Source organism: Streptomyces sp. NPDC048664 (genome assembly GCF_040650555.1).
Lineage (GTDB): Bacteria > Actinomycetota > Actinomycetes > Streptomycetales > Streptomycetaceae > Streptomyces.
The window spans coordinates 228656-253964 of record NZ_JBEZHK010000007.1 but is presented as its reverse complement, the minus strand read 5'-3'; the positions used below and the strand labels follow the sequence as shown (position 1 = coordinate 253964).

General features: G+C 71.3%; 26 protein-coding genes and 1 pseudogene. 10 read left to right on the top strand and 17 right to left on the bottom strand.

The genetic code is table 11. The features are described 5' to 3' along the window. Window positions 1-309: 309 nt before the first annotated feature. The 3 genes from AB0C59_RS10660 to glgX all read left to right on the top strand — a co-directional run bounded on the left by AB0C59_RS10660 (window position 310) and on the right by glgX (window position 3748). Window positions 310-651, top strand: coding sequence for a hypothetical protein (locus tag AB0C59_RS10660; protein WP_363002789.1), 342 nt, complete (start codon window positions 310-312; stop codon window positions 649-651). Between the two features lie 91 nt (window positions 652-742). After that, window positions 743-1039 carry a hypothetical protein gene (locus AB0C59_RS10655; protein WP_363002787.1) on the top strand — a complete coding sequence of 99 codons (297 nt, stop codon included), beginning with the start codon at window positions 743-745 and terminating at the stop codon, window positions 1037-1039. A gap of 600 nt (window positions 1040-1639) precedes the next feature. Then, window positions 1640-3748 carry a glycogen debranching protein GlgX gene (gene glgX / locus AB0C59_RS10650; RefSeq protein WP_363002785.1) on the top strand — a complete coding sequence of 703 codons (2109 nt, stop codon included), beginning with the start codon at window positions 1640-1642 and terminating at the stop codon, window positions 3746-3748. An 80-nt stretch (window positions 3749-3828) separates the two neighbouring features. On the opposite strand, the gene AB0C59_RS10645 is transcribed toward glgX, so the two are convergent. Together AB0C59_RS10645 and AB0C59_RS10640 are read right to left on the bottom strand one after the other, a co-directional pair. Beyond that, window positions 3829-4668 (bottom strand): RNA polymerase sigma factor SigF, encoded by an 840-nt coding sequence (locus AB0C59_RS10645; protein ID WP_363002855.1) that lies wholly within the window; start codon window positions 4666-4668, stop codon window positions 3829-3831. 84 nt (window positions 4669-4752) lie between these two features. Further along, window positions 4753-5259: an STAS domain-containing protein gene (locus AB0C59_RS10640; RefSeq protein WP_363002783.1), complete on the bottom strand. Its 507-nt coding sequence runs from the start codon at window positions 5257-5259 to the stop codon at window positions 4753-4755. A 441-nt stretch (window positions 5260-5700) separates the two neighbouring features. Between AB0C59_RS10640 and AB0C59_RS10635 the strand changes: the two genes are divergently transcribed. Then, on the top strand, window positions 5701-5946 hold the full coding sequence (locus AB0C59_RS10635; RefSeq protein ID WP_363002781.1) for a DUF5133 domain-containing protein: 246 nt from the start codon (window positions 5701-5703) through the stop codon (window positions 5944-5946). A 64-nt stretch (window positions 5947-6010) separates the two neighbouring features. On the opposite strand, the gene AB0C59_RS10630 is transcribed toward AB0C59_RS10635, so the two are convergent. The 4 genes from AB0C59_RS10630 to AB0C59_RS10615 all read right to left on the bottom strand — a co-directional run bounded on the left by AB0C59_RS10630 (window position 6011) and on the right by AB0C59_RS10615 (window position 9670). Beyond that, window positions 6011-6595, bottom strand: a complete 585-nt coding sequence (locus AB0C59_RS10630) for a TetR/AcrR family transcriptional regulator (protein WP_363002779.1) — start codon at window positions 6593-6595, stop codon at window positions 6011-6013. A 124-nt stretch (window positions 6596-6719) separates the two neighbouring features. After that, the gene (locus tag AB0C59_RS10625) at window positions 6720-7514 is read right to left on the bottom strand and encodes an alpha/beta fold hydrolase (RefSeq protein ID WP_363002777.1); all 795 of its coding nucleotides are present in this window, start codon (window positions 7512-7514) and stop codon (window positions 6720-6722) included. A 191-nt stretch (window positions 7515-7705) separates the two neighbouring features. Continuing rightward, the gene (locus AB0C59_RS10620; RefSeq protein ID WP_363002775.1) at window positions 7706-8593 is read right to left on the bottom strand and encodes an SDR family NAD(P)-dependent oxidoreductase; all 888 of its coding nucleotides are present in this window, start codon (window positions 8591-8593) and stop codon (window positions 7706-7708) included. A 327-nt stretch (window positions 8594-8920) separates the two neighbouring features. After that, entirely contained in the window at window positions 8921-9670 is a 750-nt protein-coding gene (locus AB0C59_RS10615; protein ID WP_363002773.1) for an SDR family oxidoreductase, read from the bottom strand. A 93-nt stretch (window positions 9671-9763) separates the two neighbouring features. On the opposite strand from AB0C59_RS10615, the gene AB0C59_RS10610 reads away from it, so the two are divergent. After that, a complete protein-coding gene (locus AB0C59_RS10610) occupies window positions 9764-10171 on the top strand; it encodes a helix-turn-helix domain-containing protein (RefSeq protein WP_363002771.1) in 408 nt (135 codons plus the stop codon). Here the strand turns inward: AB0C59_RS10610 and AB0C59_RS10605 are convergent. Continuing rightward, window positions 10157-10297 (bottom strand): annotated as a pseudogene (locus tag AB0C59_RS10605) (TetR/AcrR family transcriptional regulator); the annotation flags it as partial. The gene AB0C59_RS10610 and the pseudogene AB0C59_RS10605 sit on opposite strands and share 15 nt — an antisense overlap. A 128-nt stretch (window positions 10298-10425) precedes the next feature. Here AB0C59_RS10605 and AB0C59_RS10600 point away from each other — a divergent pair. Further along, window positions 10426-11232, top strand: a complete 807-nt coding sequence (locus AB0C59_RS10600) for an ASCH domain-containing protein (RefSeq protein WP_363002769.1) — start codon at window positions 10426-10428, stop codon at window positions 11230-11232. 95 nt (window positions 11233-11327) lie between these two features. Here AB0C59_RS10600 and AB0C59_RS10595 read toward each other — a convergent pair whose 3' ends face one another. Both AB0C59_RS10595 and AB0C59_RS10590 read right to left on the bottom strand, forming a co-directional pair. Next, entirely contained in the window at window positions 11328-12032 is a 705-nt protein-coding gene (locus tag AB0C59_RS10595; RefSeq protein ID WP_363002767.1) for a DUF4232 domain-containing protein, read from the bottom strand. A 323-nt stretch (window positions 12033-12355) separates the two neighbouring features. Next, window positions 12356-12529 (bottom strand): CsbD family protein, encoded by a 174-nt coding sequence (locus tag AB0C59_RS10590; protein ID WP_363002765.1) that lies wholly within the window; start codon window positions 12527-12529, stop codon window positions 12356-12358. Window positions 12530-12668: 139 nt separating this feature from the next. Here AB0C59_RS10590 and AB0C59_RS10585 point away from each other — a divergent pair, with 139 nt between their 5' ends. Beyond that, entirely contained in the window at window positions 12669-12839 is a 171-nt protein-coding gene (locus tag AB0C59_RS10585; protein WP_363002763.1) for a hydrophobic protein, read from the top strand. Between the two features lie 104 nt (window positions 12840-12943). Here the strand turns inward: AB0C59_RS10585 and AB0C59_RS10580 are convergent, their stop codons facing one another. Together AB0C59_RS10580 and AB0C59_RS10575 are read right to left on the bottom strand one after the other, a co-directional pair. After that, window positions 12944-13384, bottom strand: a complete 441-nt coding sequence (locus AB0C59_RS10580; protein ID WP_363002761.1) for a VOC family protein — start codon at window positions 13382-13384, stop codon at window positions 12944-12946. Window positions 13385-13606: 222 nt separating this feature from the next. Next, a complete protein-coding gene (locus AB0C59_RS10575) occupies window positions 13607-14365 on the bottom strand; it encodes a TetR/AcrR family transcriptional regulator (RefSeq protein ID WP_363002759.1) in 759 nt (252 codons plus the stop codon). 86 nt (window positions 14366-14451) lie between these two features. On the opposite strand from AB0C59_RS10575, the gene AB0C59_RS10570 reads away from it, so the two are divergent. Next, on the top strand, window positions 14452-15588 hold the full coding sequence (locus tag AB0C59_RS10570; RefSeq protein ID WP_363002757.1) for an NAD(P)/FAD-dependent oxidoreductase: 1137 nt from the start codon (window positions 14452-14454) through the stop codon (window positions 15586-15588). Between the two features lie 257 nt (window positions 15589-15845). Here AB0C59_RS10570 and AB0C59_RS10565 read toward each other — a convergent pair whose 3' ends face one another. From AB0C59_RS10565 to AB0C59_RS10550, 4 genes are all read right to left on the bottom strand, one after another. Continuing rightward, window positions 15846-16499 (bottom strand): methyltransferase domain-containing protein, encoded by a 654-nt coding sequence (locus AB0C59_RS10565; protein ID WP_363002755.1) that lies wholly within the window; start codon window positions 16497-16499, stop codon window positions 15846-15848. A gap of 89 nt (window positions 16500-16588) precedes the next feature. Next, on the bottom strand, window positions 16589-17986 hold the full coding sequence (locus tag AB0C59_RS10560; RefSeq protein WP_363002753.1) for an FAD-binding oxidoreductase: 1398 nt from the start codon (window positions 17984-17986) through the stop codon (window positions 16589-16591). A 346-nt stretch (window positions 17987-18332) separates the two neighbouring features. Then, window positions 18333-19496 (bottom strand): ALF repeat-containing protein, encoded by a 1164-nt coding sequence (locus AB0C59_RS10555; protein ID WP_363002751.1) that lies wholly within the window; start codon window positions 19494-19496, stop codon window positions 18333-18335. A 79-nt stretch (window positions 19497-19575) separates the two neighbouring features. Continuing rightward, window positions 19576-20442 (bottom strand): helix-turn-helix transcriptional regulator, encoded by an 867-nt coding sequence (locus AB0C59_RS10550; protein WP_363002749.1) that lies wholly within the window; start codon window positions 20440-20442, stop codon window positions 19576-19578. A 155-nt stretch (window positions 20443-20597) separates the two neighbouring features. On the opposite strand from AB0C59_RS10550, the gene AB0C59_RS10545 reads away from it, so the two are divergent. Beyond that, a complete protein-coding gene (locus tag AB0C59_RS10545; RefSeq protein WP_363002747.1) occupies window positions 20598-21320 on the top strand; it encodes an SDR family oxidoreductase in 723 nt (240 codons plus the stop codon). 367 nt (window positions 21321-21687) lie between these two features. Continuing rightward, window positions 21688-24675, top strand: coding sequence for a BTAD domain-containing putative transcriptional regulator (locus AB0C59_RS10540; RefSeq protein WP_363002745.1), 2988 nt, complete (start codon window positions 21688-21690; stop codon window positions 24673-24675). Between the two features lie 103 nt (window positions 24676-24778). Here the strand turns inward: AB0C59_RS10540 and AB0C59_RS10535 are convergent, their stop codons facing one another. Both AB0C59_RS10535 and AB0C59_RS10530 read right to left on the bottom strand, forming a co-directional pair. After that, entirely contained in the window at window positions 24779-24982 is a 204-nt protein-coding gene (locus AB0C59_RS10535) for a hypothetical protein (RefSeq protein WP_363002743.1), read from the bottom strand. An 82-nt stretch (window positions 24983-25064) separates the two neighbouring features. Beyond that, window positions 25065-25280, bottom strand: a complete 216-nt coding sequence (locus AB0C59_RS10530) for a hypothetical protein (RefSeq protein ID WP_363002741.1) — start codon at window positions 25278-25280, stop codon at window positions 25065-25067. Between the last annotated feature and the right edge of the window lie 29 nt (window positions 25281-25309).

Here is a 25309-nt window from a genome sequence, read left to right as displayed (position 1 = left end):
GTGGCGTCCGCGGCGTCGGGAGATCCCCATCCTGTGCCGGGGCACCCGAACACCGCGCCCGGCGCTCCGCACCACTCGCCGGGTGCACCCCACACACCGCCCGGGGCTCCGCACAACCCGGCGCCCGGTACGCCGCACCTCCCTCCGGGGGGTCCGCACAACCCGCCGCCGGCACCCGGTGGTCCGCACAACCCGCCGCACGGGGGCCCGCACACCCCTCCCCCGCCGCCCGGCGGTCCCCACCTGCCTCCCGGGGGTCCGCACCTGCCGCCTCCGCCCCACGGAGGCCCGCACCTCCCGCCCGGCCCCGTGTTCCCCCCGCCCGTCCTCGGTAACTCGACGGTCTTCCTCGGCGACGGCGACAACGGCAGAGTCGTACGGGCCAGGGTCGGGGACCTGGTCAGGGTCCACCTCTCGGGGCGCAGGGGCGACGGCGTGATCTGGGCGTGGGGCTCCCCCATGACCAGCTCCGGCGTGCTCAGGATGGTGAACGGGGGTCCCTCCCGGAACGGGGACAGCGACGCGCTGTTCCGGGTCGTACGCCCGGGCCGTGACTCGTTGTCGGACAGCAGCCAGTGTGTGGTCAGGGCGCCGGGCCGCCGCTGCCCGATGATCGCACAGCAGTGGATGGTCACCGTGCTGGCACGGTAACCAGAACCCTGACCGGGCGGCAGGACCCGAGCTGCCGCCCGGCCCTGGTCGTCGACGCCGTCGCTCGGCCGCTGGCCGCTATCAGCGGTGGATGATCCGCGACTCCGCACGCTGCGGCCGCCGGGTGGTCAACGGTCCGATCTGCCGTGACTGCACGGGCATCGTCCGCGACTTCTTCTGCGACCACTGCCTTGGCGTCGAGCGCGCCCGGGTGCTGCGCCAGGGCGGGCTCCCCCTGGTCGAGGACCTGGTCGCCGCGGACGTGATCGACACCGCCGAGAGGGACGTGGTGCAGGGCGGTGAACTGGGCCTCCATGCGGTTGGGCCAGGGGTTGCGGAGGAGTCGGCCAGGCTGCGGACGCGGAACGTTCCGGCTGCTCACGGCTAAGAAGGAAGCGGGACGTGGAGCGCGAGATCCTGCGCCAGGCGACCACCTCGCCACCGCTTCGACCAGGGGGAGTCCACTCCGCGATAGCCGAGCCGAATTCGAAGGTAGAGCCGCACGCAGTGCGCGAGCTCAGCCTCCGTGGTCACTTCCGGGTGTCAGGCCGCCGCCGTGTCCGCGGCCAGCGCCTCGCGCAGCGAGTCGTCCGCCGCGCCCAGGGTCAGACCGGGCGTCAGCTCGTCGGCCAGCCGTCAATCGCGGGTCATGACTGGATGGCCTCCCCGAGCGATGGCATCCAACAGCCGGAAGCGGCGTTCCTGCCGCGGGGTCGTGGCCAGTCCCCCGGTGACGCGGTCAGGCCGGTTCCGGTACGGGGCGCGCGGTCGGCCGACCCGGTGCGCGGGGACCCGGAGCAGGAGGTCGTCGCGCGGTCGCACTGGGATTCTCGTGTGAGGCGGGTCCTCGTCGCGGGCAGCGAGGGAGCCGGCTTGGGAGGGGGGCCAGGGCGATCCTGCCGGGGGCGCGGTGCGCGGTTTGCCGGCCTTCGCCGTCACCTGTCCTGAAAGAGCGTTATGTTTTGTGCGGGCGGGATAGGTATGCGTCATGACTGACCACATGGGGACAGGGCACCCGTACCCCCTCGGTGCCACCTATGACGGTTGCGGTACGAACTTCGCCCTGTTCAGCGAGGTGGCCGACCGCGTGGAGCTTTGCCTCCTCGACGACAGTGGCGCCGAGCGGCGTCTGGAGCTCAGGGAGCGCACCGGTCATGTCTGGCACGCGTTCCTGCCGGATGTCCGGCCGGGGCAACGCTACGGCTTCCGTGTGCACGGCCCCTACGATCCCGCCGCCGGGCAGCGCTGCAACCCCGGCAAGCTCCTGCTGGACCCCTACGCACGAGCGATCGACGGCATGGCCGATCAGGACGCCTCGCTGTTCGGCTACCGGATCGACGCACCCGACGAGCCGAACCACGACGACAGCGCAGCGCACACCATGCACTCCGTCGTGGTGGACTCCGTCTTCGACTGGGGCGAGGACCAGCCACCCGCCCGGCCCTGGCACGAGACGGTCGTCTACGAGGCACACGTCAAGGGCCTCACGAAGACGCACCCGGATGTCCCGGAGGAACTGCGCGGCACCTACGCCGGCCTCGGCCACCCCGCGGTCGTCGGCTACCTGAAGGACCTCGGCATCACCGCGCTGGAGCTGATGCCCGTGCACCAGTTCGTCCAGGACGGCGTCCTCGAGGAGAAGGGGCTGTCGAACTACTGGGGCTACAACAGCATCGGGTTCTTCGCCCCCCACAACGCCTACGCCGCCACGGGAACCCGCGGCGAGCAGGTCACCGAGTTCAAGGCCATGGTCAAGGCACTGCACGAAGCCGGCATCGAGGTCATCCTCGACGTGGTGTACAACCACACGGCCGAGGGCAACGAGATGGGGCCGGTGCTGTCCTTCAAGGGCATCGACAACGCCGCCTACTACCGCCTTGTCGACGGTGACGCCGCGCACTACTACGACACGACCGGCACCGGGAACTCGCTGTTGATGCGCCACCCCAACGTGCTGCAGCTGATCATGGACTCCCTGCGCTACTGGGTGACCGAGATGCACGTGGACGGATTCCGCTTCGACCTGGCGGCCACGTTGGCGCGGCAGTTCCACGAGGTCGACCGGCTCTCGGCCTTCTTCGACCTGATCCAGCAGGACCCCGTGATCAACCGGGTGAAGCTCATCGCGGAGCCCTGGGACATCGGCGACGGCGGCTACCAGGTCGGAAACTTCCCGCCCCAGTGGTCGGAATGGAACGGCGAGTTCCGGGACACCGTCCGGGACTTCTGGCGTGGGGAGAACGGCACGCTGGCGGATTTCGCCACCCGTCTCACCGCCTCCCGCGACCTCTACGACGACGGCCGCTCGCCCTGCGCGTCGGTCAATTTCGTCGTCGCCCACGACGGTTTCACGCTGCGCGACCTCGTCTCCTACGACGACAAGCACAACGAGGCGAACGGCGAGGACAACGCGGACGGCGAGAGCCACAACCGCTCCTGGAACTGCGGTGCCGAGGGCGACACGGACGACGGCTCCGTCCTGGCCCTGCGCGACAGGCAGCAACGCAACCTGCTGACCACTCTCCTCCTGGCCCAGGGTGTCCCGATGCTGGCGCACGGAGACGAATCCGGCCGCAGCCAGCGCGGCAACAACAACGCCTACTGCCAGGACGGCCCGCTGTCCTGGATCGACTGGTCACTCGCCACGCAGAACGCCGACCTGACCGCCTTCACCAAAGTCCTGATCCGCCTGCGGGCCGAGCACCCCGTGCTGCGTCGGCGCGGCTGGATCGCCGGCACGCCGCCCCGTGACGGCGCGCTGCCCGAGGCCGCCTGGTTCCGCCCGGACGGCGCCACGATGGGCGAGGAGGACTGGTCGCGACCGGACGCTCACGCCGTCGGCCTGTTCCTCAACGGCGACGCCATCGCCGAACCCGATCCGCTGGGCCATGAGGTGCACGACGACTCGTTCCTGCTGCTGTTCAACGCCTGCGGCGACGACGTGGACTTCACCCTTCCCGAACCGTCACACGGGCGAACGTGGCAGACCGTCCTCGACACCGCCGAACCGCAGGGCGCCGACGAGACGGAACACAAGGCGCAGACCCTCATGACCTTGCAGCCACACAGCACGGTCGTACTGCGCCGCACGTCGTAGAGCACCCGTCATACGCACCCGACCCGAGCGCGTGCTCACGCGCTCGGGTCGGCACCGCACCTGCGGCGGGCGTACCTCGGTCAGTGGGTGGTGAGCATGCCCTCGCGGAGCCGGGCCAGGCAGCGGGACAGCAACCTGGAGACGTGCATCTGGGAGACGCCCAGGCGCTCGCCCATCTGGGCCTGGGTGAGTTCCTCGACGAACCGCATGTGGATGATCTGCCGGTCCCGCTCGTCGAGCTGGGCGATCAACGGTGCCAGAGTGTGGAAGTCCTCGACCAGCTCAAGAGCGGTGTCGTCGAGGCCGATGAAGTCCCGCAGGGCGCTCTCGCCGTCCTCGCCGGTCCCGAGCGCGGCGTCGAGGGAGGCGGAGGCGTAGCCGTTGGAGGCCAGCTGGGCCTCGCGGACCTCGTCCTCGGACAGGCTCATCAGCGCGGACAGTTCCTTGACCGTGGGGGTCCGGCCGAGCCGGCTGCTCAGCTCCTCCTTGGCCCGGGCCAGCTGCACGCGAGCCTCCTGCAGACGCCGCGGAACGTGCACGGCCCAGGAGGTGTCACGGAAGAACCGCTTGATCTCGCCCACGATGTACGGGATCGCGAAGGACGTGAACTCCACCTCACGCGACAGCTCGAACCGGTCGATCGCCTTGATCAGCCCGATCACCCCGACCTGGACGATGTCCTCCATCTCCTCCGGCCCCCGGCTACGGAACCGGGACGCCGCGAAACGCACCAGGGACATGTTCATCTCGATCAGCGTGTTCCGCGCGTAGCTGTACTCCGCCGTCCCCTCCTCCACCACCGCCAACTGGTGGAAGAACAACCTCGACAGTTCACGGGCGTCCCTGGGCGCCACCCGGGAGGGGTCAGCGACCTCCGGAAGCTCGGACGTCTGCGTCCGCGTCCGCGTGGTCGTCGTCATAAGCGTCATGCCGTTTCCCTCCCAAAGTACGGACACACCACTGCTGCCGGCCGGAACGCGACCGGCGAGCCGGCGAATACCCCTTCATTCTGCATCCATTCCGGGGTCGCGCACGCCGTCGGGATCCTGCCCCGTCCCCGCATCCCGGCGCCTTCCGCGAACCGATGAGTGCGCGGAAGGCGGGACCACTCCCTCGACCCGTGTCCCCGGAGCACGTCGTCCGACGTCGTCACCCACGTCTCGAGGACCGACCGTGCCAGCGCTGGAACCCTCCGGCCGCGGCCCTGCATTGAACACGGCATCGAGGCCTGTCATCACCAGGATGCGCGACAACGCCGGCCGGACCCCTGCCAGCACGAACTCCGCCCCGGCGCGGCTTGCGCTCTCTCTGGCCCTCAGCAGCGCGGCGAGGCCGGACGAGTCGCAGAACGGCACCGCGGACACGTCGACGACCAACCTGGCCGGTCCCTGACCGAGGCACTCGGTGAGGACGGCGGTCAGTTCCGGGCCCGTGTCCAGGTCCAGTTCACCGAACACGCCCACCTGGGCCGTGTCGCCCTCCCGGACGACCAACGTGGTGATCGCCCCCACGCGGCTCATCTCGCGTCCCCCCGGATCGCGGTGACCACGGCGGACACGATCTCTGCTTCGGGCCGCCGGGCCGCCTGGCGCGGTCCGGGCACGCAGCCTTGTTGCCTCCCAGGCCGCTGGGGTCTGGGCCCAGGCACAGGAGTACGGAAATACCTGATCATGCCGCTCGGATGCCCCGGGAGATCGACACCTCTCCTCCTTCTCTCCTTCGACAAACGTGAGAAGCGTCTCTGTGCGGCCAGGGGGCCATGAAGGGGCGCGGCTGCGCGGGCGCGTGCGGAACGCGGCAATCAGAATGCATACAGTGATCACATGAGGGAACCCGCCGGATGAGAGCAGGCATCTGCTCCGTTTTCGTCCGCGGGCGCGACCCGACCGGGGTGCGCGTGCCGCACGGCTCGGGCCGAGGTAGCGGTCCGCCTGTCAAAGGAGTGTGTCGCTGTGTTGCTGCCTGCGGAGAAGGAACTGCTCTCGATCCTGGCTCGCTTCGCCGAGATCCGCATCCGCCACGACCTGCGGCCCACCGGCCACTCGAGCCGAGAGCTCGAGGACATCACCTACACGCTGTGCGTCATGACCGGCACCCGGACGATCGACAAGGCCCTCGCCGCCGCCGACGCCCAGTTGGAACAGCTGCGAGCCAGCCGTCAGGCGGCCACCGGGACGGATCCCGTCCTGGCAGCCTGACCAGACCACGCGGTGGCCTGCACCGCTCGCGCCCACCGCCAACGGACCTTGTGCGGCTTCCTCGTCAGCCGTGGCGTGACGGGGCGGTTCGTAGGCCGCCGAGCAGCGTGGCGAGGTAGCGGTGTGCTGTTTCGATCCGGTCGGCGGGAGTACCGTCGTGGACGTTGACGGCGTGTGCGATGCCGCACATCAGAGGGACGAGATCGGCGGCGGACAGGTCGGGGCGGACCGCTTCGGCCTGGTGGGCGCGGTGGAGGAGTTCGGTGCCGGTTGTCGTCAGCGCCTGCCTGAGTTCCGTGGTGCGTGGGAGGACGTCCGTCGGCGCGGCGGTGACCAGCGGCAGGGAGGCATCGGTGATCTGCGCGTGGAGAGTCCGCGTCAGAAAGCCCTCGAGTGCGTGCCAGGGGTCCGTGTCGGCCAGCGCCTGTTCGCCGTGGGCGGCCAAGGCCTCCAGGCAGGGGGTGGCCACGGTCTCCAGCAGTGCCTCGGGGGTGGCGAAGTGCCGGTAGACGGTACCGACCCCGAGTCCGGCGCGGCGGGCGACGTCGTTGAGCTGCAGGGTGACGCCCTGGTCGACCAGGGCGCGGGCGACGGCGACGATCCGGTCCCGGTTGCGGGCAGCGTCCCTGCGTAGCTGTGGGGTCGTCATGTGTGGCCAGTCTCTGTCGTGTGTCCCGTCATATATGTCGGCGTCCGATCATACGCAGCGGTTCCCGATCGGGGGCGGGCGTTGTGACGGGCGGCTGGGTCACCCCACCCGCCCGTGTCGTCTGTCAGTGCCGGTCCTGCTGCCTGCCGAGGAATCCGGTGATGATCTCCAGCCACTCCTTGGGCCGTTCCAGGAAAGGCAGGTGTCCGGTGGCGAGCGCGGCGGTCGTCGCGCCGGGGACAGCCTCGGCCAGCTGGTGCTGGAGAGCTGCGGGTATCAGGGGGTCCTCGGTGGTGACGACGACGAGGGTCGGGACGGTGATCGGGGCGAGGTCCGCGCGCACGTCGACGCGCCGGACCAGGTCGACCTGGGCTCCGGTGCCCGGCGGCAGGGCGAGGGCCGTCTGCTCGGCGGCGGCGCGTACCTGCGCCGGGGTGAGGGAGTTCAGCACCGGCGCGCCGAGGGTCAGCCGGGTCAGGTACTGGGCGAGCAGGACGTGCTGTCCCGACTCGTAGAGCTGGTGCCAGACCGCGGCGGCCAGGTCGGTTCGCGTGTCCGGACGGGCGAACGTGGCGGTCAGGACCAGGGAGGTGACGCGTTCCGGGTGCCGGGCCGCGACGCGGATCGCGACCGGGCCGCCCAGCGAGTAGCCGCAGACGGCGAAGGTGTCGAGTCCTTCGTCGTCCGCCGCGGCCACGAGTTGGTCCGCCAGTACGTCGAGCTCCAGGGGCGTGGATGTGGTGGGGTTCTTCCCTGAGCCCGGGTAGTCGACGCCGACGACGGTGTGCCGCGCGGCGAGCCCTTCCATGATCGGCCCGTAGTTGGCTTCGATTCCGCCGCCCGCGCCGTGGGCGAGGAGGAGGCCGGGGCCGGAGCCGTGGACGATGCGCGCGCGGGCGTCGGGGAGTGGGCTGGTCATGGAGGTGTCCTCGATATCTGTCGAAAGGGGTGCAGGGACGGGTGGGTGGGTCGCGGGGTCCCGGTTCCGGGGTGCCCGAGGGCGGCCGGTGCCCGCGTCACGGTGGTGGGGAAGGGGGTGGCCACGTCGTGGGGACGAGGCCGGCCGAGCCGAGGCTCACCGGCGCAGGTGTGGTGCCTGGGTGCCGGTGCTTACCTGGCCGGGACCGGTGCGTGGGCTTGACTGAGCCGGCGTACGGCCTCGGCGACGCGGCGGTCGGTGGCCGGGCGGAACGGGGCGACCGGACGCGCGTCGGGTCCGATCACCATGCCGGTCCGCCCGGTCAGCACGTGGTCGGTGGCGGCGATGATCGACGGCCTGGCCGCCGCGGACGCCGGGCCCGAGGTCGAACGTTCGAACTTGCGGCGCACCAGCGGCCACATCAGTCGCAGGGCGGGAGAGACGATCCTGGGGTCGGTCAGGGTTCCGTTGGTCATGTCGGTCGCGGCGCCACCGGGGTCGGCGGCGAAGACCGATACGCCCGTACCCTCCAGCCGCGCGGCCAGGTCGAAGGTGTAGGCGAGGTTGGCGAGCTTGGCTCGGCCGTACCAGTGGAAGCCGTAGTAGCCCCCGGGCGGCTCGACTGCGTCGAACACCCGCTTCGCGACCCCTACCGCACCCGAGGTCACGTTCACGACCCTGCTCGGTGTGGCCGCCACCAGGGTTGGCAGGAGCAGTTCGGTCAGCAGGTACGGCGAGAGGTGGTTGACGACGAACGAGGCCTCGACACCGCCCACCTCTCGCCGGTCGGGGAACATCGCCCCGACATTGTTGACCAGGACTGTCAACCGATCCCCTGAGGCTGAGTGCTCGGCTGCGATCCGCCCGGCGAGCGCGCGCACCTGGTCGAGCGAGGAGAGGTCGGCGGTCAGGAATCGAGCCGGGTGCGCCGGGCCTGTGGCGTTGATCCGGTCCGTCGCCCGGGCACCCCGGTCAGGGTCCCTGCCGATCACGGTGACCGCGAACCCGGCGCCGGCAAGCCCCAGCGCCGTCTCCACACCGATGCCGGCCGTCCCGGCGGTGATCACGGCTGTCCTCATGTGTTCCTCCACCCCCACGCAAGAATCGGATAGGTCATCCGATTACTGGAGGGGACGCTACCACACACGCGGATTTCCTATCCGCTTAGCCCGTGGTCGATGCGGGGTTGTCGAGTGCCGTGCGGTGCGTCCCCGACCGCCGGGAGGCCGAGCGCCGGTCCTGGTGGTACGCGTCCTGAGCAACTCAGGACGCACATCAACCGGCTTTTCGACGGAGTTGGTCGCCGCGACCGTCGACGCGGCGAACTGCACCCGTCACCCGCCGGAGCCACTCCGCGGTGGCCGCACGCCGGCCTGCGGCGGGCCTCGTGGCGGACGGACGAGGCGTCAGCGCAGGCCGCCGGAGGCGAGGATGACGTCCCCGGTGATCCAGCGCGCGTCGTCGGACGTCAGGAAGGCCACCAGCGGGCCGTAGTCGTCCGGGGTGCCCGTGCGGCCCAGCGGGGTGCCGGCGATCGCCTGTGCTTCCTGATCCGAGCCGGGGAATCCCATCGCCCGGGTGCCCTCGGTGTCCGACGGTCCGGGCATGATCGCGTTGACCCGGATGCCGCGCGGGCCCAGTTCCTTGGCCGCCACGACGGTGAAGGCGTTGACGGCGCTCTTGGACGCGACGTAGAGCGAGGAGTACGGGGGGTAGGTGAGCGTGCCGGCCGTGGAGACGTTGACGATCGACGCGGTGTCGATGTCGTCCTGCGCGGCCAGGGCCTGCGTGGTGAGGATCGTCCCCAGCAGGTTCGTGGTCATCTCGCGCTGGAACTCCTCTTCGGTGATGTCCGACAGCGGCGCGAAGGCGGCGACGGCCGCGTTGTTCACGAGGACGTCGACCGGTCCGTACTCCTCGCGGGCGCGATCGAACAGATGCCGCACGTCGTCGCCACGGGCCACGTCCGCCCTGACCGCGACCGCCCGGCCGCCCTCGGCGGCGATGCCCGCGACGACCCGCTCCGCGCCCTTCGCGTCCTCCCTGTAGTTCACCACGACGGCCGCGCCGGTCCCGGCCAGCGCCTTGGCGATCCCCGCACCGATACCCTTCGACGCGCCCGTGACGATCGCCGTACGTGCGTTGTTGCTGCTCACAGTGACTCCTCGAACGTTGATGCCTGCGGAAGTCACCGTAGGAAAGCCCATAACTGCTGGGAAGTACCTACTTTTTTGTAAGCTCATGAAGTGATGGAAACTCAGCAGGTCGCGACGGCAGCCCGGCTTCTGGCCCACGACACCTTCGACAACAAGTGCGCGCTCAGGCCGATCATGGATCAGACGACGAGCCGCTGGGCGACTCTGATCATCTCGGCCCTCATCGCCGGCCCGCACCGCTTCGCGCAGCTGCACCAACGGGTCGGCGGCATCAGTCAGAAGATGCTGTCGCAGAACCTCAAGGCACTGGCCCGGGCCGGGCTCGTCGACCGCCATGTCGCGCCCACCAACCCGCCCCAGGTCACCTACAGCCTGACGGAACTCGGTGTCAGCCTGGCCGGGCCGCTGACCGAACTCATCCAGTGGTTCGGCCTGCACGGCGACGAACTCCTCGCCGCCCAGGAGCACTACGACAGCCGGGAGGGGTCACCGCGCGCGTGACCGAGAAGGGCGGGTGACCTCCCAGGCCGCCTCGATCATCTCGAAGATCTCGTCCACCCCGGCTTCCGGCTCGGCCGCTTCCCGGGCCAGCGCATAGGCGTCGATCACGAACCTCGTCCGCGAACTGCGCCCAGGCCGCGGCGTCAATGGGCCACCACAGGGGCCCGGTCAGGGCAAGCCGAAATCCCGTGGAGCCCACGTGCGTGGCGTGGAATGATCTTCGGTGACCTCTGCTGGAGAGGAAGGCTGAAAAGGTGTACGTACCGCCATCCGCGCGAGTTCTCGATGACGACGAGCGTGAGCTCGTGGAGCTGGCACGCCGCACCATAGACGCGCATACCGACGCCGGGCCCGACGAAGACGGGATCCACACGATGGGCGCCGCGGTCATGGCCGCCGACCACCGGATGTTCGCCGGCGTGAACCTCTACCACTTCACCGGCGGACCCTGCGCCGAACTCGTGGCGCTGGGAGCCGCGCGAGCCCAGGGCGCCCGCCAGATGCGCTGCATCGTGGCCGTGGGAAACCACGGGCGCGGGGTCGTCGGTCCGTGCGGGCGCGATCGGCAGGTCTTCGTGGACTACCACCCCACCATGCGCGTCATCGTGCCCACGCCCGCAGGGCTCCGGTCCGTTCTCGCCGCCGACCTGATGCCGCTGGTTCAGCGATGGACTCCGGAGGCGGGCATGAACGATCTCGACCCATCGCTCCACCAGGACCCCGAGACGGCCGGTCCCCCGATCATCCGGTTCAACCCCCGCTACCTCGAAGACGTCCGCTCCGGCGCCAAGACCAAGACCACCCGCTTCCGGGACCCGGCCCAGCTCGGGCCGGCACGGCTGGTGTTCGAGAGCGACCCCGAGGTCGTCCTGCCGGCCGAGGTGACCGGCATCAGGCACTGCCTGGTCAGCGAACTGACCGACCAGGACGCCCGAACCGAGGGGCTGACGACCTCAGCCGAACTCCGGGAAGTCCTCAAGGGCCACTACCCGGATCTGGCGGGAACCGACGAAGTCGACGTCGTCACCTTCCAGATCAACGACGGGACAGGCCCCGCTTAGACCGCCGATGCACCAGCGGCGGCTGGGTCGCAAGGTCACGACGACCACAGGGGGCTTGTCGCTTCGGGCCGGGCCGCCCGAAGCGACAAGCGCTGTCAGAAGTCGTACGGCTTCTTGGTGCTCCAGTTCAGCACGTCGGCCTCGTTCCAGCTGAACTGCGGCTTCTGGCCCGTGATGTCGACCGAGTAGAAGGGGCCGTCGTGGCCGTCCGCGCCGCGCAGCGCGAGGGCGAACGAGTTCGCCGTGTGGTGCTTCGCGCCGTAGTCGAAGAGGTTCACCGCACTGTAGACCTTGCCTCCGGGCTGGAGGGTGATGTGCTTGCCGCCGCCCGGGTTGTCCTTCTTCGAGTGCGGGAGGGCGGCGGCGTCGACGTCGCCGAGCTTCACGGCCGGGTACGAGGTGACCCAGCACGGCTTGGTGCCCGCGTTCGACGCGGTGACCAGCAGGTGATCGCCCTGCTGACCGGCGAAGCGGTGCACCGCGGTGAGCAGCATCCCGTCTCCGCGGCACTGCTGGGCGCCGGTCGTCGTGCTCTTGCTCGCGACCTGGTCCGTCCCGCCGGAGACGGTCGCCGAGCCTGCCCCCTGCTTGCTGCCACCGCCGCTGTCGGCCTGCTCCGTGCCGCTCTTGCCGGTCCCGTTGGACGTGGAACTGCTCTGCGCGGTGTCAGCGGTACGATCGCCGCCCGCCGCCTTCGAGCCGTCGCCGCCGCCACAGGCGGTCAGGCCCAGCGCCAACGCGGCGGTGACGGCCGCCAGGGTGGCGGAACGGACGGTACGGCGGGTCTGGTGCGTGGTCATGATGAGAACTCCCCCACGGTCTTTCATGGCTGCGGCACCTCCCCCTGCTCCCGCAGGGCGGCCGCCCGAGCTGTTTCGCTACACCCCGTGAGATGACGCCCGACTGGGCGCCGTTCACCCGGTTCTGTCCGCATTCGGTAACAGAGCGGCTGGGCACGGACACGCCGGCCGCCGAGCCCCAGGCGGGAGGTCGACTCGTACGGGGCGTGAGGCGGCGGACGGGTCCGGCTCGCGGAATCGGCGGCCGCCGTACACACATGCGGCGAGGGTGTCCCCGGAGCGATTCCGGGGACACCCTCGCCGTATGAGCAGTCGTACGAGCGTCAGCCCTTGAAGGCGTCCTTGATCTTCTCCTTGGCCTCGCGGGCGTCACCCGCGCTCTTCTTCATCTGCCCTTCGGCGGCCATGCGTTCGTTGCCGAGGGTGCGCCCGAGGGCCTCCTTGGCCTTGCCCTGAGCCTGCTCGGTCTTCGCCTTGGCCTTCTCGCCGGCACTCATGGAATACGCCTCCTCGTCGCTTCGGATTCCGCTCTCGCGGTAACCCCCTGCTGCCCCGGCGGTTCCTTCACAAACAAGGAGTGCTCGGTGAATAGGGTTCCATCGGCAGGGCATACGGCGGGTCAGGAGGTTGATAACTATGGTTCCCCTGCTTCTCGTTCTGCTCCTCGCCCTGGTTCTTTTCGGTGCCGGTTTCGCCATCAAGATTCTCTGGTGGGTGGCCGTGGCGGTCCTCGTGCTGTGGCTGCTCGGCTTCGTCATGCGATCCACCAGCGCGGGTGGTGGCCGCGGCCGCTGGTACCGATGGTGACCGTGGTGACCTGACACCGCGTTCACCCATACGTGTGGGGCCCGACCGTACTGACGGTCGGGCCCCACACGTATGCTCCTCTTTCTCGGCCCCTTCTCGGCTTCTCAGCGCAGTTGCTCGGCCAGTCCGACGATGATGCCTTCGGGGCCGCGGAGGTAGCAGAGCAGATAGCTGTCCTCGAACCGGGCGATCTCGCCGACGAGTTCGGCGCCGTGAGGGCGCAGGCGTGCGACGGTGTCCTCGATGTCGTCGACGGCGAACATGACGCGGTGCGTGCCCAGGATGTTGTGCGGGCGTTTGCGCGGCCCGGCGCTGGTCGCGGCGGGGCTGCGGTACCTGGCCAGTTCGAGCCGGCTGTGACCGTCCGGGGTCCGGACCATCGCGATGTCACAGCGGACGCCGTCGAGTCCGGTGCACTGGTCGGCGAAAGGACCCTCGACCTCCGCCCTGCCCTCCAGCTGCATACCCAGCTCCAGGAAGAACGCGATGGCGGCGTCCATGTCCTCGACCACGATGCCGACGTTGTCCATCCGCAGTACCGCCATACCGGCTTCTCCTTCTTCCTCGTGCTTCGTCGTGCGGCCGGTGGTGGCCGCTGCTGTCCCTGGGACGGAGACGGTGACACGTTCTCGACATCCGCGGGCCGTCGAACCCCGGAAAACCTGGATGCCGTTCCCGCGAAGGCGGTCAGCCGCATGGCGCCTTCCCAAACCAGTGCACGGTGCCGGGCCGCTCCGGTCTCCGGGACGGGAGGTCGTCCCGACCCGTCACGGGCGTGTCGGGTCCAGCCCCTGCAGCAGTAGGTTCAGGGTGAAGGTGAACCGGTCGTGTCCGGTGCCCGAGGTGAGCTCCCGCGCATGGGCGACGGTGTGGGGGAACCGGTCGGCCGGCAGCATGCGCAGCCGCTCCTCGATCTCGGCGGGGTCGATCACCCGGCCGTCGGCGTCCTCGCTCTGCCGGCGGGCCGCGGACGCCTCCAGGCAGTAGCCCGCGATGTAGAGGTAGGCCGCGTCGCTCGTCCAGGCCGCCTGTCGGGCGGGCGCTCCGCCGGCGAGCAGGATCGCGAGCATCCCCTCGCCGACCCGCAGGGTCGCCAGGTCGGCGGGCACCACGGCGAGGGCGGCCTGCGCGATCCCCGGGTAGCGCAGAAACCGGTCCCGCAGCTGTGCGCACACGTCCATGAACTGCTCCCGCCAGCACGCGGGGTCCGGCGCGGGGAGGGTGACCTGGGAGCACAGCCTCCCGATGAGCAGGTCACCCAGCTCCGCTCGGTTCCGTACATGCGCGTACAACGACGCGGGGCCGGTGCCGAGCCTCGTGGCGACCATGCGCATCGTCAGGTCCTCGAAGCCGGCCGACTCGACGGCTTCGAGGGCGGCGTCGATGATGCGCTCCACGGTGATGGGGGTCTTCTCCCGGCCGGCGGACCGGCGCGCTCCGGTCTCCGCGTCGGTGTTCCTGGCCGAGATCAGTGCCGCCCACTGGTCTCGGGAGATTGCGTCACGGCCTGCCCGTCGTCCTGCCATGCCGCCACCCTACCCGTTGACGAACAATGATCGCCACTAGAACAATGTTCGTTGTACGGTGTGTGCATCACCACGAAGGGATCACCATGACGACCTCGGTCTCGATCATCGGAGCGGGTCTCGGCGGACTCACGCTCGCCCGGATCCTGCACCTCCACGGCGTACCCGCCACCGTCTACGAGGCGGAGGGGTCCGCGGGCGTCCGCACCCAGGGAGGACAGCTCGACCTCCACGAAGAGGACGGCCAACTCGCCTTGGAGATGGCCGGACTCACCGAGGAGTACCGCTCGATCATCCATCGGGGAGGCGGAGCGCGACGAGTCGTCGACGAGCGGGGACGCGTCGTCGTCGATCGGCCGGACGACGGCTCCCTGGCCCGGCCGGAGACGCTGCGCGGTGACGTCCGGCGGATCCTGCTCGCGTCGCTGCCGCCCGGGACGGTGCGATGGGGCAAGAAGCTCGTCTCGGCGACACCCGTCGGGGACGGGCGACACGAGGTGTCGTTCGCGGACGGCACCTCGGCCGTGTCCGACGTCCTCGTGGGCGCCGACGGGGTCTGGTCCAGGGTCCGGGCGCTCCTGTCGGACGCGCGGCCGGTGTACTCGGGCATGAGCTACGTCGACACCTACCTTCACGACGTCGACGCGGCCCACCCGCACGTGGCCGACCTCGTCGGGAACGGCGCCCTGTACGCCCTGGTCCCGGGCAAAGGGTTCCTCGCCCACCGTGAGGCCGGCGACGTCGTCCACACCTACGTCGTGCTGCATCGTCCTGCGGAGTGGTTCGACGCGATCGACTTCGCGGACGCCCCGGCGGCGAGGGCGCGGGTGGCGGCGGAGTTCGACGGCTGGGCACCGGAGCTGCTGGCCCTGATCACCGACGGCGAGTCCGCGCCGGTCCTGCGCAGCATCCACGAGCTGCCGGACGACCACCGCTGGGACCGGGTCCCCGGCGTCACCCTCCTCGGCGACGCGGCACACGCCACCGTCCCCGGAGGAGACGGAGCCAACCTCGCGATGCTCGACGGCGCGGAACTCGGTACGGCGATCGCGGCGCATCCCGGTGACCTCGAGGCGGCGCTCGACGCCTACGAGAGCAGGATGTTCCCCCGGAGCCACAAGGCCGCTGCCGCCGCCCACCGCACCATCGAGTTCGTCTTCGGCGCCAACGCCCCCGCCGGGGTCGTCAGCCTGTTCGCGGGGGACGAGAGCACGTCCGCCTGAGACGGCGGAGCACCGGACTCGCCGAACATCCGAACGCCGGGGCAGCGCGGGTCCCCGGGACACCGTCCCGGCCGCACACTGCCGCGGACAAGAGCGCGTTCTCCGCCTCGGGCACGGCACGCTCGTCGGCGTTCGGCGGGCGCGGGGCGATGCGGAGAGGAGCCATACGCCCGTTCTGAGGTGGCGGCGACAACCAGGCCGACGCCTGCACCGACCGTCACCATGAGGCGTGCCCCCGGCGCCGGGAACGAGGCGCGTCAGGGGCTTGCGGGTTTGCGGGCCACGAGGCAGGCGTGCGGCCTGTTCGCCCGTCCGCCGGGCTCCTGCTCCAGTCTCGCGGTGACGACGAGTCCGGCCTGGTCCAGCAGCTCGACCACGCGGTCCAGGGGCAGGAGGTACGACTCGTAGGACACCGGACGGCCGTAGCCCTGCCTCGGCCGCAGCCGCTCATCGCCGACATAGTCCCCCCAGAGCAGATGGCCGCCGGGCGCGAGCGTGCGGTGGAACTCGGCGAACACCGTCGGCAGATACTGCGGGGGCGTGTGATGGGTGGAGTACCAGGCCAGAACGCCGCCGAGCTCGTCGTCCCCCGTCTCCAGCGCGGTCATCGAGCCCTCGGTGAACCGCAGGTCCGGATAGGCGTGCCGGGCCAGCCCGACCATCTTCGGCGACAGGTCGACGCCGAAGGCGGACACCCCCAGACCGGCCAGGTGCGCCGTCAGGCGTCCGGGGCCGCACCCCAGGTCCGCGATCGGCCCCAGACCGGCCGTCCGCACCAGTTCGGCGAACCCCGCCAGCATCGCGCGCGACAGCGGGTCCATCTCGGCTGGAGACGGGACGCGTTCGACGTAGTCGGCGGCGACCGTGTCGTACGACTCGCGGACTGCGGTCAGAAAGGAGGGCTCGGCCATGACGGCGACCCTAGAGCAGGGGGCTGACAGGCCGTGGCCCACTGTCTTGGGTTCGGAGACTCAGTGGCCGCACCCGGGGTCGGGACCGGTCACGAGGTGGTGGGTGGGACGTTCTGGTTGGCGTGGAAGAAGTTGTCGGGGTCGTACGTGTGCTTGATCGTGGCGAGCCGGTCGTAGTGTCCGCGGTACGTACCCCGGACCCGGTCGGCGCTCTCCTCCTCGCCGAGGAAGTTGACGTAGGCGCCGCCCATGGAATGCGGGTGTAGTTCGCTCCAGTAGTCGACGCACCACCGGCGGACCAGGCCGGCGTTGGCAGGCTCGGGGTCGATGCCCGCGATGACGCCGGACCATGTGGCATGTCGATAGGCCCAGGCAGTGTCGTCGGCATCGACACGGCGGGTGGCCCCGTCGATCGGGTACAGGTGCATCGTGGACAGGCCGGTGGGGAGGTTCTGGCCGTACTTCTCGTGTACGGCGATGGAGTCGTCGGGGACGGCGTCGAAGAAGTCGCCGCGCCAGTACCACTGCAGCCCCTTCGGCATCAGCCCGTCGAACATGCTCTGCAGGGCGGGGTAGGGCACGGGAGTGGTGAAGTGGAACGCCGGCGGCCCGGGCACGTTCACGACGGTCAGCGCCTTCTCCAGGCGATCCCCTTCCAGGTCGCCTGTGTAGCACCACACCACGGCACACATCTTCCGTCCGTGGATCGGCTCGGGGAAGGGCGGGCCGGGCGGTACCGTCAACAGGGCGAAGAAGCCGCTGAGTTCCTCGGGCGCACCGGGCAGGAACTCCCGGTACCACCGGAGCACTTCACGGGTGCGGTCCACGGGCCAGACGGTCATCGCGAGGCCGACGGTGTCCACGGGGTGCAGCCGGAAGGTGAACGACGTGACCACCCCGAAGTTGCCTCCGCCGCCCCGCAGCGCCCAGAACAGGTCCGGGTGTTCGGTCTCCGATGCGGTGACGAACGTGCCGTCGGCGAGGACCACGTCGGCGGACAGCAGGTTGTCGATGGTCAGGCCGTACCTGCGGGTCAGATGCCCGTGGCCGCCACCCAGGGTGAGACCGCCGACTCCGGTGGTCGATACGATCCCGGCCGGAGTGGCCAGTCCGAACCCGTGGGTCGCGTGGTCGAGGTCGCCCCACCGGCTTCTGCCGCCCACCCGCGCGATCCTCCTCTGCGGGTCGACGTCCACCCAGCGCATCGGCGTCAGGTCGAGCATCAGCGCGTCGTCGGCCGCGCACAGCCCCGGACCGCTGTGCCCGCCGCCACGCACCGTCAGCTCCAGCCCGGTGTCCTGGGCGAACGAGAGCGCGGTCCGCACGTCCGCCACGTCGACGCACCCCGCGATCACCGCCGGACGCCGGTCGATCATGGCGTTGTAGATCCTCCGGGCCTCGTCGTAACCCGCGTCTCCCGGAGCGAGGACGGGTCCCCGCAGTGCCTCACACAGACTCCCAAGAGCAGGTCCGTCGATGCCGCCCATGATCGGGCACCCTTCTGTGCACGCGCGGGAGCACGGTCCGGGAGACGGCGAGAGGCGTCGACGTGGATCCCCTCACCCCTGCGACGAGGACCGGAAGCAGAGTTCAGCCGCCCCGCAGTGACATTGTCCGGCTGCCCGCCGGGTCCCGCACTTCGGGCGTGGGCCCGAACGACGTCCAGCCCGCCAGTGCCCGCGCGGATGCCGGCCCGACGTGCTGTCCATGAACCTTGGGCACACCGCTCTTCCGTTGAGCGGCACCACAGGCTCGCCGATCATGTTGATACGGGCGTTCCACCGAAGCGGCGGCCGGTGGGGACCGGCCTCCGGCGACGGGTGCGGTTGCGGGTCAGTTCGTGGAGTTCGTGCGGCGCGTCCGCGCGGCGAGCAGGAGGGCCGCGCCGGTGACGAGTGCGGTGCCGGCGCCGCCGGCCAGCAGGGCGGGGTCGCCCGCGCCGGTGGCGGCGAGGGCGGGGCCGCTGCCGCCTTGGGGGGTCACGGTGCTGCCGCCGCCCGGGGCGGGGGCCGAGGCGGGCCTTGCGTGGTTCCTGGAGGCGGCGGTTCCGGAGGCGGTGTGGTTGTGCCCGTCCTTGTCCTCGCCGTTCTCCTGCCGGGCCTTCGTGTCCTTGGCGCGAGCCTCGAACTGGCCGCTCGTCAGGAACGCGACGCGGTCGGCGGGGGTGCCCGCGAGGGCGGCGCGGCCGGCCTTGACCAGTTCCGGTCCGCCTCCGTCGATGACCTGCGCGACCCGGACGCGGTTGTCCTGGTCGCGCAGCTCGTACTGCGTGACCTCCACGAAGTGGCGCAGCGCGGCCGGGGTGGGGGAACCGCCGAGGAGCTCGCGGATCGCCTCGCTCAGGATGGGGCCGTCCCACTCCTCGTCGACCCTGGCCAGCGTGGCCCGGTCGTCCTCGGCCTGGGCGAGGAACCGGCCCTTCTCCAGGAAGGCGGCGCGGTCGGCCGCGGTCCCCTCCAGGGCCTTCTTGCCCGCCTCACGCACCGCGGGGCCGCCGGTGCCGATCAGCCGGGAGACCTCGACACGGTTGTCCTGGTCGCGCAGCTCGTACTGGGTGACGTCGTGGAAGTGGCGCAGCTCCTCCAGGGTCGTCCCGTCGTTGCCGAGGAGTCGCTCGACGCCTTCCTTCAGGCCGGGGCCGGCGCCGTTCAGGAGCGAGGTGACGGCCACGCGGTAGTCGTCCAGGCGGATCCTGAACTGGTCGGTCTCGATGAACGCGCGCATGGCCGCGGGGCCGTCCGCGATGGCCTTGCGGCCGGCTTCCCTCATGTACGGGCTGGCCATCGGGTCGGCGATGATCGCGAGGATGGTCTCGCGGTCCTGCTCCGCCTGGTCCGTCCCGGTCGGGTCCTCCGCCTTCCGGTCGGGTGCGGTCGGCGCCGGCAGGTCGGCGGGCGCGGACTCGGCGGCGAACACGGGCGACGAGAGGAGGACCACCGGTGCCAGGGCGGCGGTGGTGACCGTCGCCGCGAGTCGGGACAGTCGTACAGAAAACACGTTCTTCACGGGACACAAGACCGACCACCCCCGCACATGGTTGTGCCGATCTCCGAAAAAAATCGGCACACATCGGGATTCATACGGTCGTCGAGGCGGACCAGGTGGCGAGGAGGTCGAGGGCGTGCGCGGAGGGGCTGCCGGGTTCCGCGGTGTAGAGGTAGAGGGACTGGTCGGGGTCGTCGGGGAGGGTGAGGGACTCGTAGGCCAGGTCGAGTTCGCCCACGAGGGGGTGGCGGTAGGGCTTGATGCCGTGGGTGTACCGCAGGACGTCGTGGTCGGCCCACCACTGGCGGAAGTCCTCGTCGCGCACGGACAGCTCGCCGACCAGTTCGTTCAGGCGCGCGTCGTGCGGGTGGCGGCCCGCGTACAGGCGCAGGGCGGCCACCGTGCCGCGGGCGGCGGTCTCCCAGTCGGCGAGGAGGTCGTGGGCCGTGGGGTCCAGGAAGACGAACCGGGCGAGGTTGCGGTCGCGGTGCGGCAGGGCGTCGAAGTCGGTGTAGAGGGCCTTGGCGAGCGGGTTGGCGGCGAGAACGTCCAGCCGGTGTCCGAGGATCATCGCCGGGGTGGCGGTCAGCGCGTCCAGGATCCGCAGGAGGCCGGGCCGTACCCGCTGCGGGGGCGTGGGGCGTCTGCGGCCGGAGCCCGGCCTGGGCCTGGCCAGGTCGAAGAGGTGGGCGCGCTCGGCCTGGTCCAGGCGCAGTGCGCGGGCGACGGCGTCCAGGACGGCGCTCGAGGCGTTGGGGGTGCGGCCGCGTTCCAGCCGTACGTAGTAGTCGACGCTGACACCGGCCAGCTGGGCGACCTCCTCGCGGCGCAGGCCGGGCACGCGGCGACGGCCGGCGTGCGGGCCGAGGCCCACCTCGTCGGGTCCGACCCTGGCCCTGCGGGAGCGCAGGAAGTCACGTAGTTCCAGGTTGGGACCGCGCTCGGCCGGCGTGCTCATCTCTTCAGGCTAGACCGGCGCCCGGGGCCGGGTGCCCCGCGAGGGGGGTCCTGCCGGACCCCCGGTGGATCCGGGCTCCTGTGGCGGTCGGTGCGGGTCCCGGAGCGGTGATCTCCTGGATTGCGTACGACACACCCTGTCCGGAGGTACTGCCCATGACCAAGCCCCTGATCGTCGTCACCGGCGCCAGTTCCGGCATCGGCGCCGCGACCGCGCGCCTGCTGTCCGCGCAAGGGCATCCGCTGCTGCTGCTCGCGCGGCGGTCGCGGCGGATGGAGGAGCTCGCGCTGCCGCGCACGCTGTGCCGCCGGGTCGACGTCACCGACCGCGGCGCGGTCGAGGCCGCCGTGCACGAGGCGCAGGAGCGGTTCGGTCCGGCCGACGCGATCATCAACAACGCCGGGGCCATGCTGCTGGGCCGCATCGCCGACCAGCCGGTCGACGAGTGGGACCGGATGATCGACCTCAACGTCAAGGGAGTGCTGTACGGCACCCGCGCGGTGCTGCCCGGCATGCTCGCCCGGGGCACGGGCACGATCGTCAACGTCAGCTCGATCGCGGGCCGCAAGACCTTCCCCGACCACGGCGCCTATGTCGCCACGAAGTTCGCCGTGCACGCGCTGTCGGAGAACCTGCGCGAGGAGGTCGCCGCGCGCGGCGTGCGGGTGGTGACCATCGCTCCGGGCGCCGTGGAGACCGAACTGCTCTCCCACACCAGCGACGAGAGGATCAAGAGCGACTACGAGGCGTGGAAGGAGTCGGCCGGCGGCGCCCTGGACCCCCAGGTCGTGGCCGAGGCCATCGCCTACGCCTACGGTCAGCCGCAGAGCGTCACCATCCGTGAGATCGTCCTCGCCGCCACCGGCCAGGAGGCCTGAGCCGGGCCGGGGACGGCGAACCGGCCCTCCACTCCCCCGCCGTGCCGGGCGGGCGGTCATCGACGCGGTCTCCCCCGCGTCGCGGCCGGGGACGGCTGCCCAGGAGGGGCCGGTGCGGCGGGCGCCCGCGATCGTCCGCTTCGCGCGGTCCGGAGCCGGGTGCGGGGCGTGTCCCTCGCGGTCCGTGCTCGCCCACCGGGGCCGGTGCGGGCGGTCCGAGCCGGTTCCCGGTGTCGGTTTTTTTACGGTTCCTTGGTCTCTGGCCTGGAAAGAGGTGGATCCCCGGCCTGGCGGATGGCGTCTTAGGGGTGTCCGGAGGCGATCATGTCCTGTTCGCTTTGCTGGCCGTTGCGAGGGGAGACATCGGGTGGCCGGAGCATTCCGTTTTGAGGTACTCGGCGCGCTACGCGCCTATCGGGGGGACGTCGAGCTGCGGGTGGGGCCGCCGCAGCAGCAGGCACTGCTGTCGCTTCTGCTGCTGCGCGCCAACCAGCCCGTCTCGATGGCGCAGATCGTCGGTGCGCTGTGGGCGGACGCGCCGCCGTCGCGGGCCGTGACCATCGTCCGCACCTATGTGTGGCGGCTGCGCAAGCTGCTGGAGCCGGAGGGCGGCGGACCGACCGTCCTGGAGCTGGCCGGTGACGGATACCGGCTGGCCGTGTCCGCCGGGGTGCTGGACCTGCGCCGTGCCGAGGAGTTGGCCGGGCAGGCGGCGCGCGCCGTGGCGGACGGCGGGACGGCGCAGGGCGCGGGGCTGTTGGAGCGGGCACTGTGCCTGTGGCAGGGGGAGCCGCTGGCGGGGGTGCCCGGTCCGTTCGCGGAACGGCAGCGGGTGCGGCTGGAGGAGTTGCGGCTGACCCTGTGCGAGGAGCGTTTCGAGCTCGCCCTGAGGCTGGGTCAGCACCGTTCGGCGATACCGGACCTGGTGGAGCTGACCGATGCGCACCCGCTGCGGGAGCGGCCCTACGGTCTGCTGATGCGGGCGCTGTACGGGGCGGGTCGGCAGGCCGACGCCCTGGCGGTGTTCAGCCGGGTGCGGGATCTGCTGGTCGAGGAGCAGGGCATCGAGCCCGGCCCGGAGCTGGTCGAGGTGCACCGACGGGTCCTGGCCGGCGATCCGGGACTGGCCGGACCGGGCTCGGCGCGGCCGGCGTCGACGTCGCCGGCCGGCGGTGCGGGCGCCGGGGCCGGTCGGAGCCCGGCCACGCCCGAGGCGGCGCAGTCCCCGGCGACGGCGCCGGTACCCGCTCAACTTCCTTATGACGCGCCTGACTTCGTGGGCCGAAGCGAACAGGTCGACACCTGGTACGCGCTGCTGACCGAGCCGGTGCGGCGCACCCCCGTCGTGCTGGCCGCGGCCGGGATGGGGGGTGTGGGCAAGACGTGTCTCACGTTGCACATCGCCCACCGGGCCCGTGCGCACTACCCCGACGGGCAGCTCCACGCCGACCTGCGGGGCAGCGGGGCCGATCCGGCGAAGCCGGGATTCGTGCTGGCCGGGTTCCTGGCGGCGCTGGGCGTGCCCGAGGACGAGGTGCCCGACGGTGTCGAGGAGCGCTGCAGGCTCTTCCGGTCCCTGGTGGACGGCCGGCGGCTGCTGATCGTGCTGGACAACGCCCGGGACGCCGCCCAGGTGCGGGAGTTGATCCCGGGATCGTCCAGCTGCGCGGTCATCCTGACGAGCAGATCACCCCTGTTCGACCTGCCGTTGACGGCGCAGCTGCTGCTGAAGCCGTTCCACACCGAGGAGGCGCTGGACCTGCTCGGTTCGATCGTCGGCCCAGAGCGGTTGGCGGCGCAGCGTGAGGACGCCCTGGAGTTGGTCGAGGCCTGCGGGCATCTGCCGCTCGCGGTGCGGATCGTGGCCACCCGGCTGGCGGCGCGGCCCGCCTGGTCGGTGGCGACGCTGACCGCGCGGCTGGCGGACGAGCAGCGTCGCATCGCCGAGTTGCGGATCGGCGCGCTGGCCATCGACGCGGTCTTCGAACTGGGCTACCAGCAGCTGACGGCGGAGCAGGCGCGGGCGTTCCGGCTGGTGGCCCTGGCCGGTGCGGCCGACATCGGGGTGCCGGCCGCGGCCGCCGCGATGGGTGTCGGGGAAGCGGCGGCGGAGGACGTGCTGGAGTCGCTGACCGACGCCGCGATGCTGGAGTCGGCCAAACCCGGCCGGTACGGCTATCACGATCTGGTGCGGGTCTTCGCCCGGCAGCGCGCGGAGTCGCATGATCCCGGGGAGGCGGCGGCGGCTCTGGGCCGGCTGCTGGACTGCCTGCTGGCGACGGCAGCGAGCGCGTTCCCGCACGCGATTCCCGGGGACGCGGTGGCGGACGTGTTCGGCCCGCTGCGGGCGGAGGGGGCCAGGTTCCCCGACGTGCACGCCGCCCGCGCGTGGGTGGTGGCTGAGATCGACAGCCTGGTGGCGGCCGCGTTGAGCGCGGTCACGCTGCGCCTGCCCGACGCGGCCCAGGACCGGCTGGGCAGTGCGGTGGACCTGCTGATCGCGGTCAGCCCGTTCACGCACGCCGTGTGGAACGAACGAATGGCGCCGGTGGCGCTGGCGCTGTCCGACACGGCGGAACTCACCGGCTGCCCACGGGTCATCGGGCGGGCGCGGATGCTGTGCGGCGGCATCGCGCTGCGGGCGGGCAGGATCGAGGACGCGGGGCGGCACGCCGGGCTGGCCGTCGAGTCGGCGCGCGCCGCTGGGGATGTGTACACGCTGCGCCAGGCCCTCAACGACCTCGGTCTGGTGGCGCAGTTCCTCCGGCGTTTCGAGGAGGCGGCGGCCTGCTACGACGAGGCGATCGCCCTGGCCCATGCGCTGGGCCATCGCTCCGGTGCGGCGGTGACGACCGTCAACGCGGCGCTGGCCCGGGTGCGCAGCGGGCGGCCCGAGGAGGCGATCGCCTCCTGTGAGTCGGCGCTGCCGCTGCTGCGTGAGCTGGACGACAACGTTGGCACGGCCTACTCCCTCTACGTCCTCGGTCTGGCCCTGCACGAACTGGGCCGCTTCGAGGAGGCGGTGGCCCGCTACGAGGAGGCTCTGGTGGTGTGCCGGTCGGCCGGACTGCGGGAGCGGGAGGCGCAGGTGCTGTTCCGGCTGGCGGAGACGTTGCGCCGTACGGGGCGGGTGGCGCAGGCCGTGGAGCAGGCGGAGGCGGCGGTCGCCCGCTGCGAGGAGGCGTGCTCGGAACGGGACCGGGCGCAGGCCCTGGTCGTTCTGGGGCGGGCGTTGGCGGATCTGGGGCGGACGTGCCGGGCCAGGGAGCATCTGGATCGGGCCCGCGGTGTCTTCGTGCGTCTGGGGCTGCCCGAGGCGGACGACGTGTCGAAGCTGCTGGCGGGGTTGGGCTGAGCGCGACCTGTGCCAGGGCGGGGGCCCTGGACGCGTGGGGGGAGGGACGACCGTGGGGATCAAGGGGTGTCCGCGTCCTGGGGCGGCCGCTGTCAGCCGTGGATCACTGCTGCGCGTTGGGCGGTGTGTAGCTGGAGCCGGTGTTGTTGACCTCGGTTCCTATGTGGCCGCTCTGGACGGAGGTGAGCTGGAAGGCCGCCGTGCCGGTGTGCGCCGGGTCGGTGTGCTGGAGGCCGGCGGCGCCCAGGGCGGTGACGGCGAGCGCGGTCAGGCCGAGTGCGGCACGGGTGCGGAGCGGCTGGGTCATGGGGAGTTCTCCTTGGTGGTTCCCACCGGTGGTCTGCCGGTGGTCGGTTGAAGGGGCGGCGTGTGGCCGGCGAAGGGGCGCGTCAGCAGCACAGGGGGATGTCGGCGGCGGGCGCGGCCCTTTCGATCGTGGTCAGCGCGTCGCGCAGGTGCGGGGCCGGGGCCAGGGCGCCCTGGAGGGGGAGCACCGCCAGCAGCAGGACCAGGACCGCACGCCGGGCCGCTCGGTGGTGCAGCGGGCCGGTGGCGGGCCCGCCGTGGGCGGGGGCACCGGTGGGGCGGCTGGAGGTGTGCGGCATGCGGAGCGCCTGCTTTCGTCGGGGAGATG

What these genes read in the sequence shown, in the direction of transcription:
- AB0C59_RS10655 (WP_363002787.1), top strand. Translation starts at nt 743, where the DNA reads ATGATCCGCGACTCCGCACGCTGCGGCCGCCGGGTGGTCAACGGTCCG.
- glgX (WP_363002785.1), top strand. Translation starts at nt 1,640, where the DNA reads ATGACTGACCACATGGGGACAGGGCACCCGTACCCCCTCGGTGCCACC.
- AB0C59_RS10645 (WP_363002855.1), bottom strand. Translation starts at nt 4,668, where the DNA reads ATGACGACGACCACGCGGACGCGGACGCAGACGTCCGAGCTTCCGGAG.
- AB0C59_RS10630 (WP_363002779.1), bottom strand. Translation starts at nt 6,595, where the DNA reads ATGACGACCCCACAGCTACGCAGGGACGCTGCCCGCAACCGGGACCGG.
- AB0C59_RS10625 (WP_363002777.1), bottom strand. Translation starts at nt 7,514, where the DNA reads ATGACCAGCCCACTCCCCGACGCCCGCGCGCGCATCGTCCACGGCTCC.
- AB0C59_RS10620 (WP_363002775.1), bottom strand. Translation starts at nt 8,593, where the DNA reads ATGAGGACAGCCGTGATCACCGCCGGGACGGCCGGCATCGGTGTGGAG.
- AB0C59_RS10610 (WP_363002771.1), top strand. Translation starts at nt 9,764, where the DNA reads ATGGAAACTCAGCAGGTCGCGACGGCAGCCCGGCTTCTGGCCCACGAC.
- AB0C59_RS10595 (WP_363002767.1), bottom strand. Translation starts at nt 12,032, where the DNA reads ATGACCACGCACCAGACCCGCCGTACCGTCCGTTCCGCCACCCTGGCG.
- AB0C59_RS10590 (WP_363002765.1), bottom strand. Translation starts at nt 12,529, where the DNA reads ATGAGTGCCGGCGAGAAGGCCAAGGCGAAGACCGAGCAGGCTCAGGGC.
- AB0C59_RS10585 (WP_363002763.1), top strand. Translation starts at nt 12,669, where the DNA reads ATGGTTCCCCTGCTTCTCGTTCTGCTCCTCGCCCTGGTTCTTTTCGGT.
- AB0C59_RS10580 (WP_363002761.1), bottom strand. Translation starts at nt 13,384, where the DNA reads ATGGCGGTACTGCGGATGGACAACGTCGGCATCGTGGTCGAGGACATG.
- AB0C59_RS10575 (WP_363002759.1), bottom strand. Translation starts at nt 14,365, where the DNA reads ATGGCAGGACGACGGGCAGGCCGTGACGCAATCTCCCGAGACCAGTGG.
- AB0C59_RS10570 (WP_363002757.1), top strand. Translation starts at nt 14,452, where the DNA reads ATGACGACCTCGGTCTCGATCATCGGAGCGGGTCTCGGCGGACTCACG.
- AB0C59_RS10565 (WP_363002755.1), bottom strand. Translation starts at nt 16,499, where the DNA reads ATGGCCGAGCCCTCCTTTCTGACCGCAGTCCGCGAGTCGTACGACACG.
- AB0C59_RS10560 (WP_363002753.1), bottom strand. Translation starts at nt 17,986, where the DNA reads ATGGGCGGCATCGACGGACCTGCTCTTGGGAGTCTGTGTGAGGCACTG.
- AB0C59_RS10550 (WP_363002749.1), bottom strand. Translation starts at nt 20,442, where the DNA reads ATGAGCACGCCGGCCGAGCGCGGTCCCAACCTGGAACTACGTGACTTC.
- AB0C59_RS10545 (WP_363002747.1), top strand. Translation starts at nt 20,598, where the DNA reads ATGACCAAGCCCCTGATCGTCGTCACCGGCGCCAGTTCCGGCATCGGC.
- AB0C59_RS10535 (WP_363002743.1), bottom strand. Translation starts at nt 24,982, where the DNA reads ATGACCCAGCCGCTCCGCACCCGTGCCGCACTCGGCCTGACCGCGCTC.
- AB0C59_RS10530 (WP_363002741.1), bottom strand. Translation starts at nt 25,280, where the DNA reads ATGCCGCACACCTCCAGCCGCCCCACCGGTGCCCCCGCCCACGGCGGG.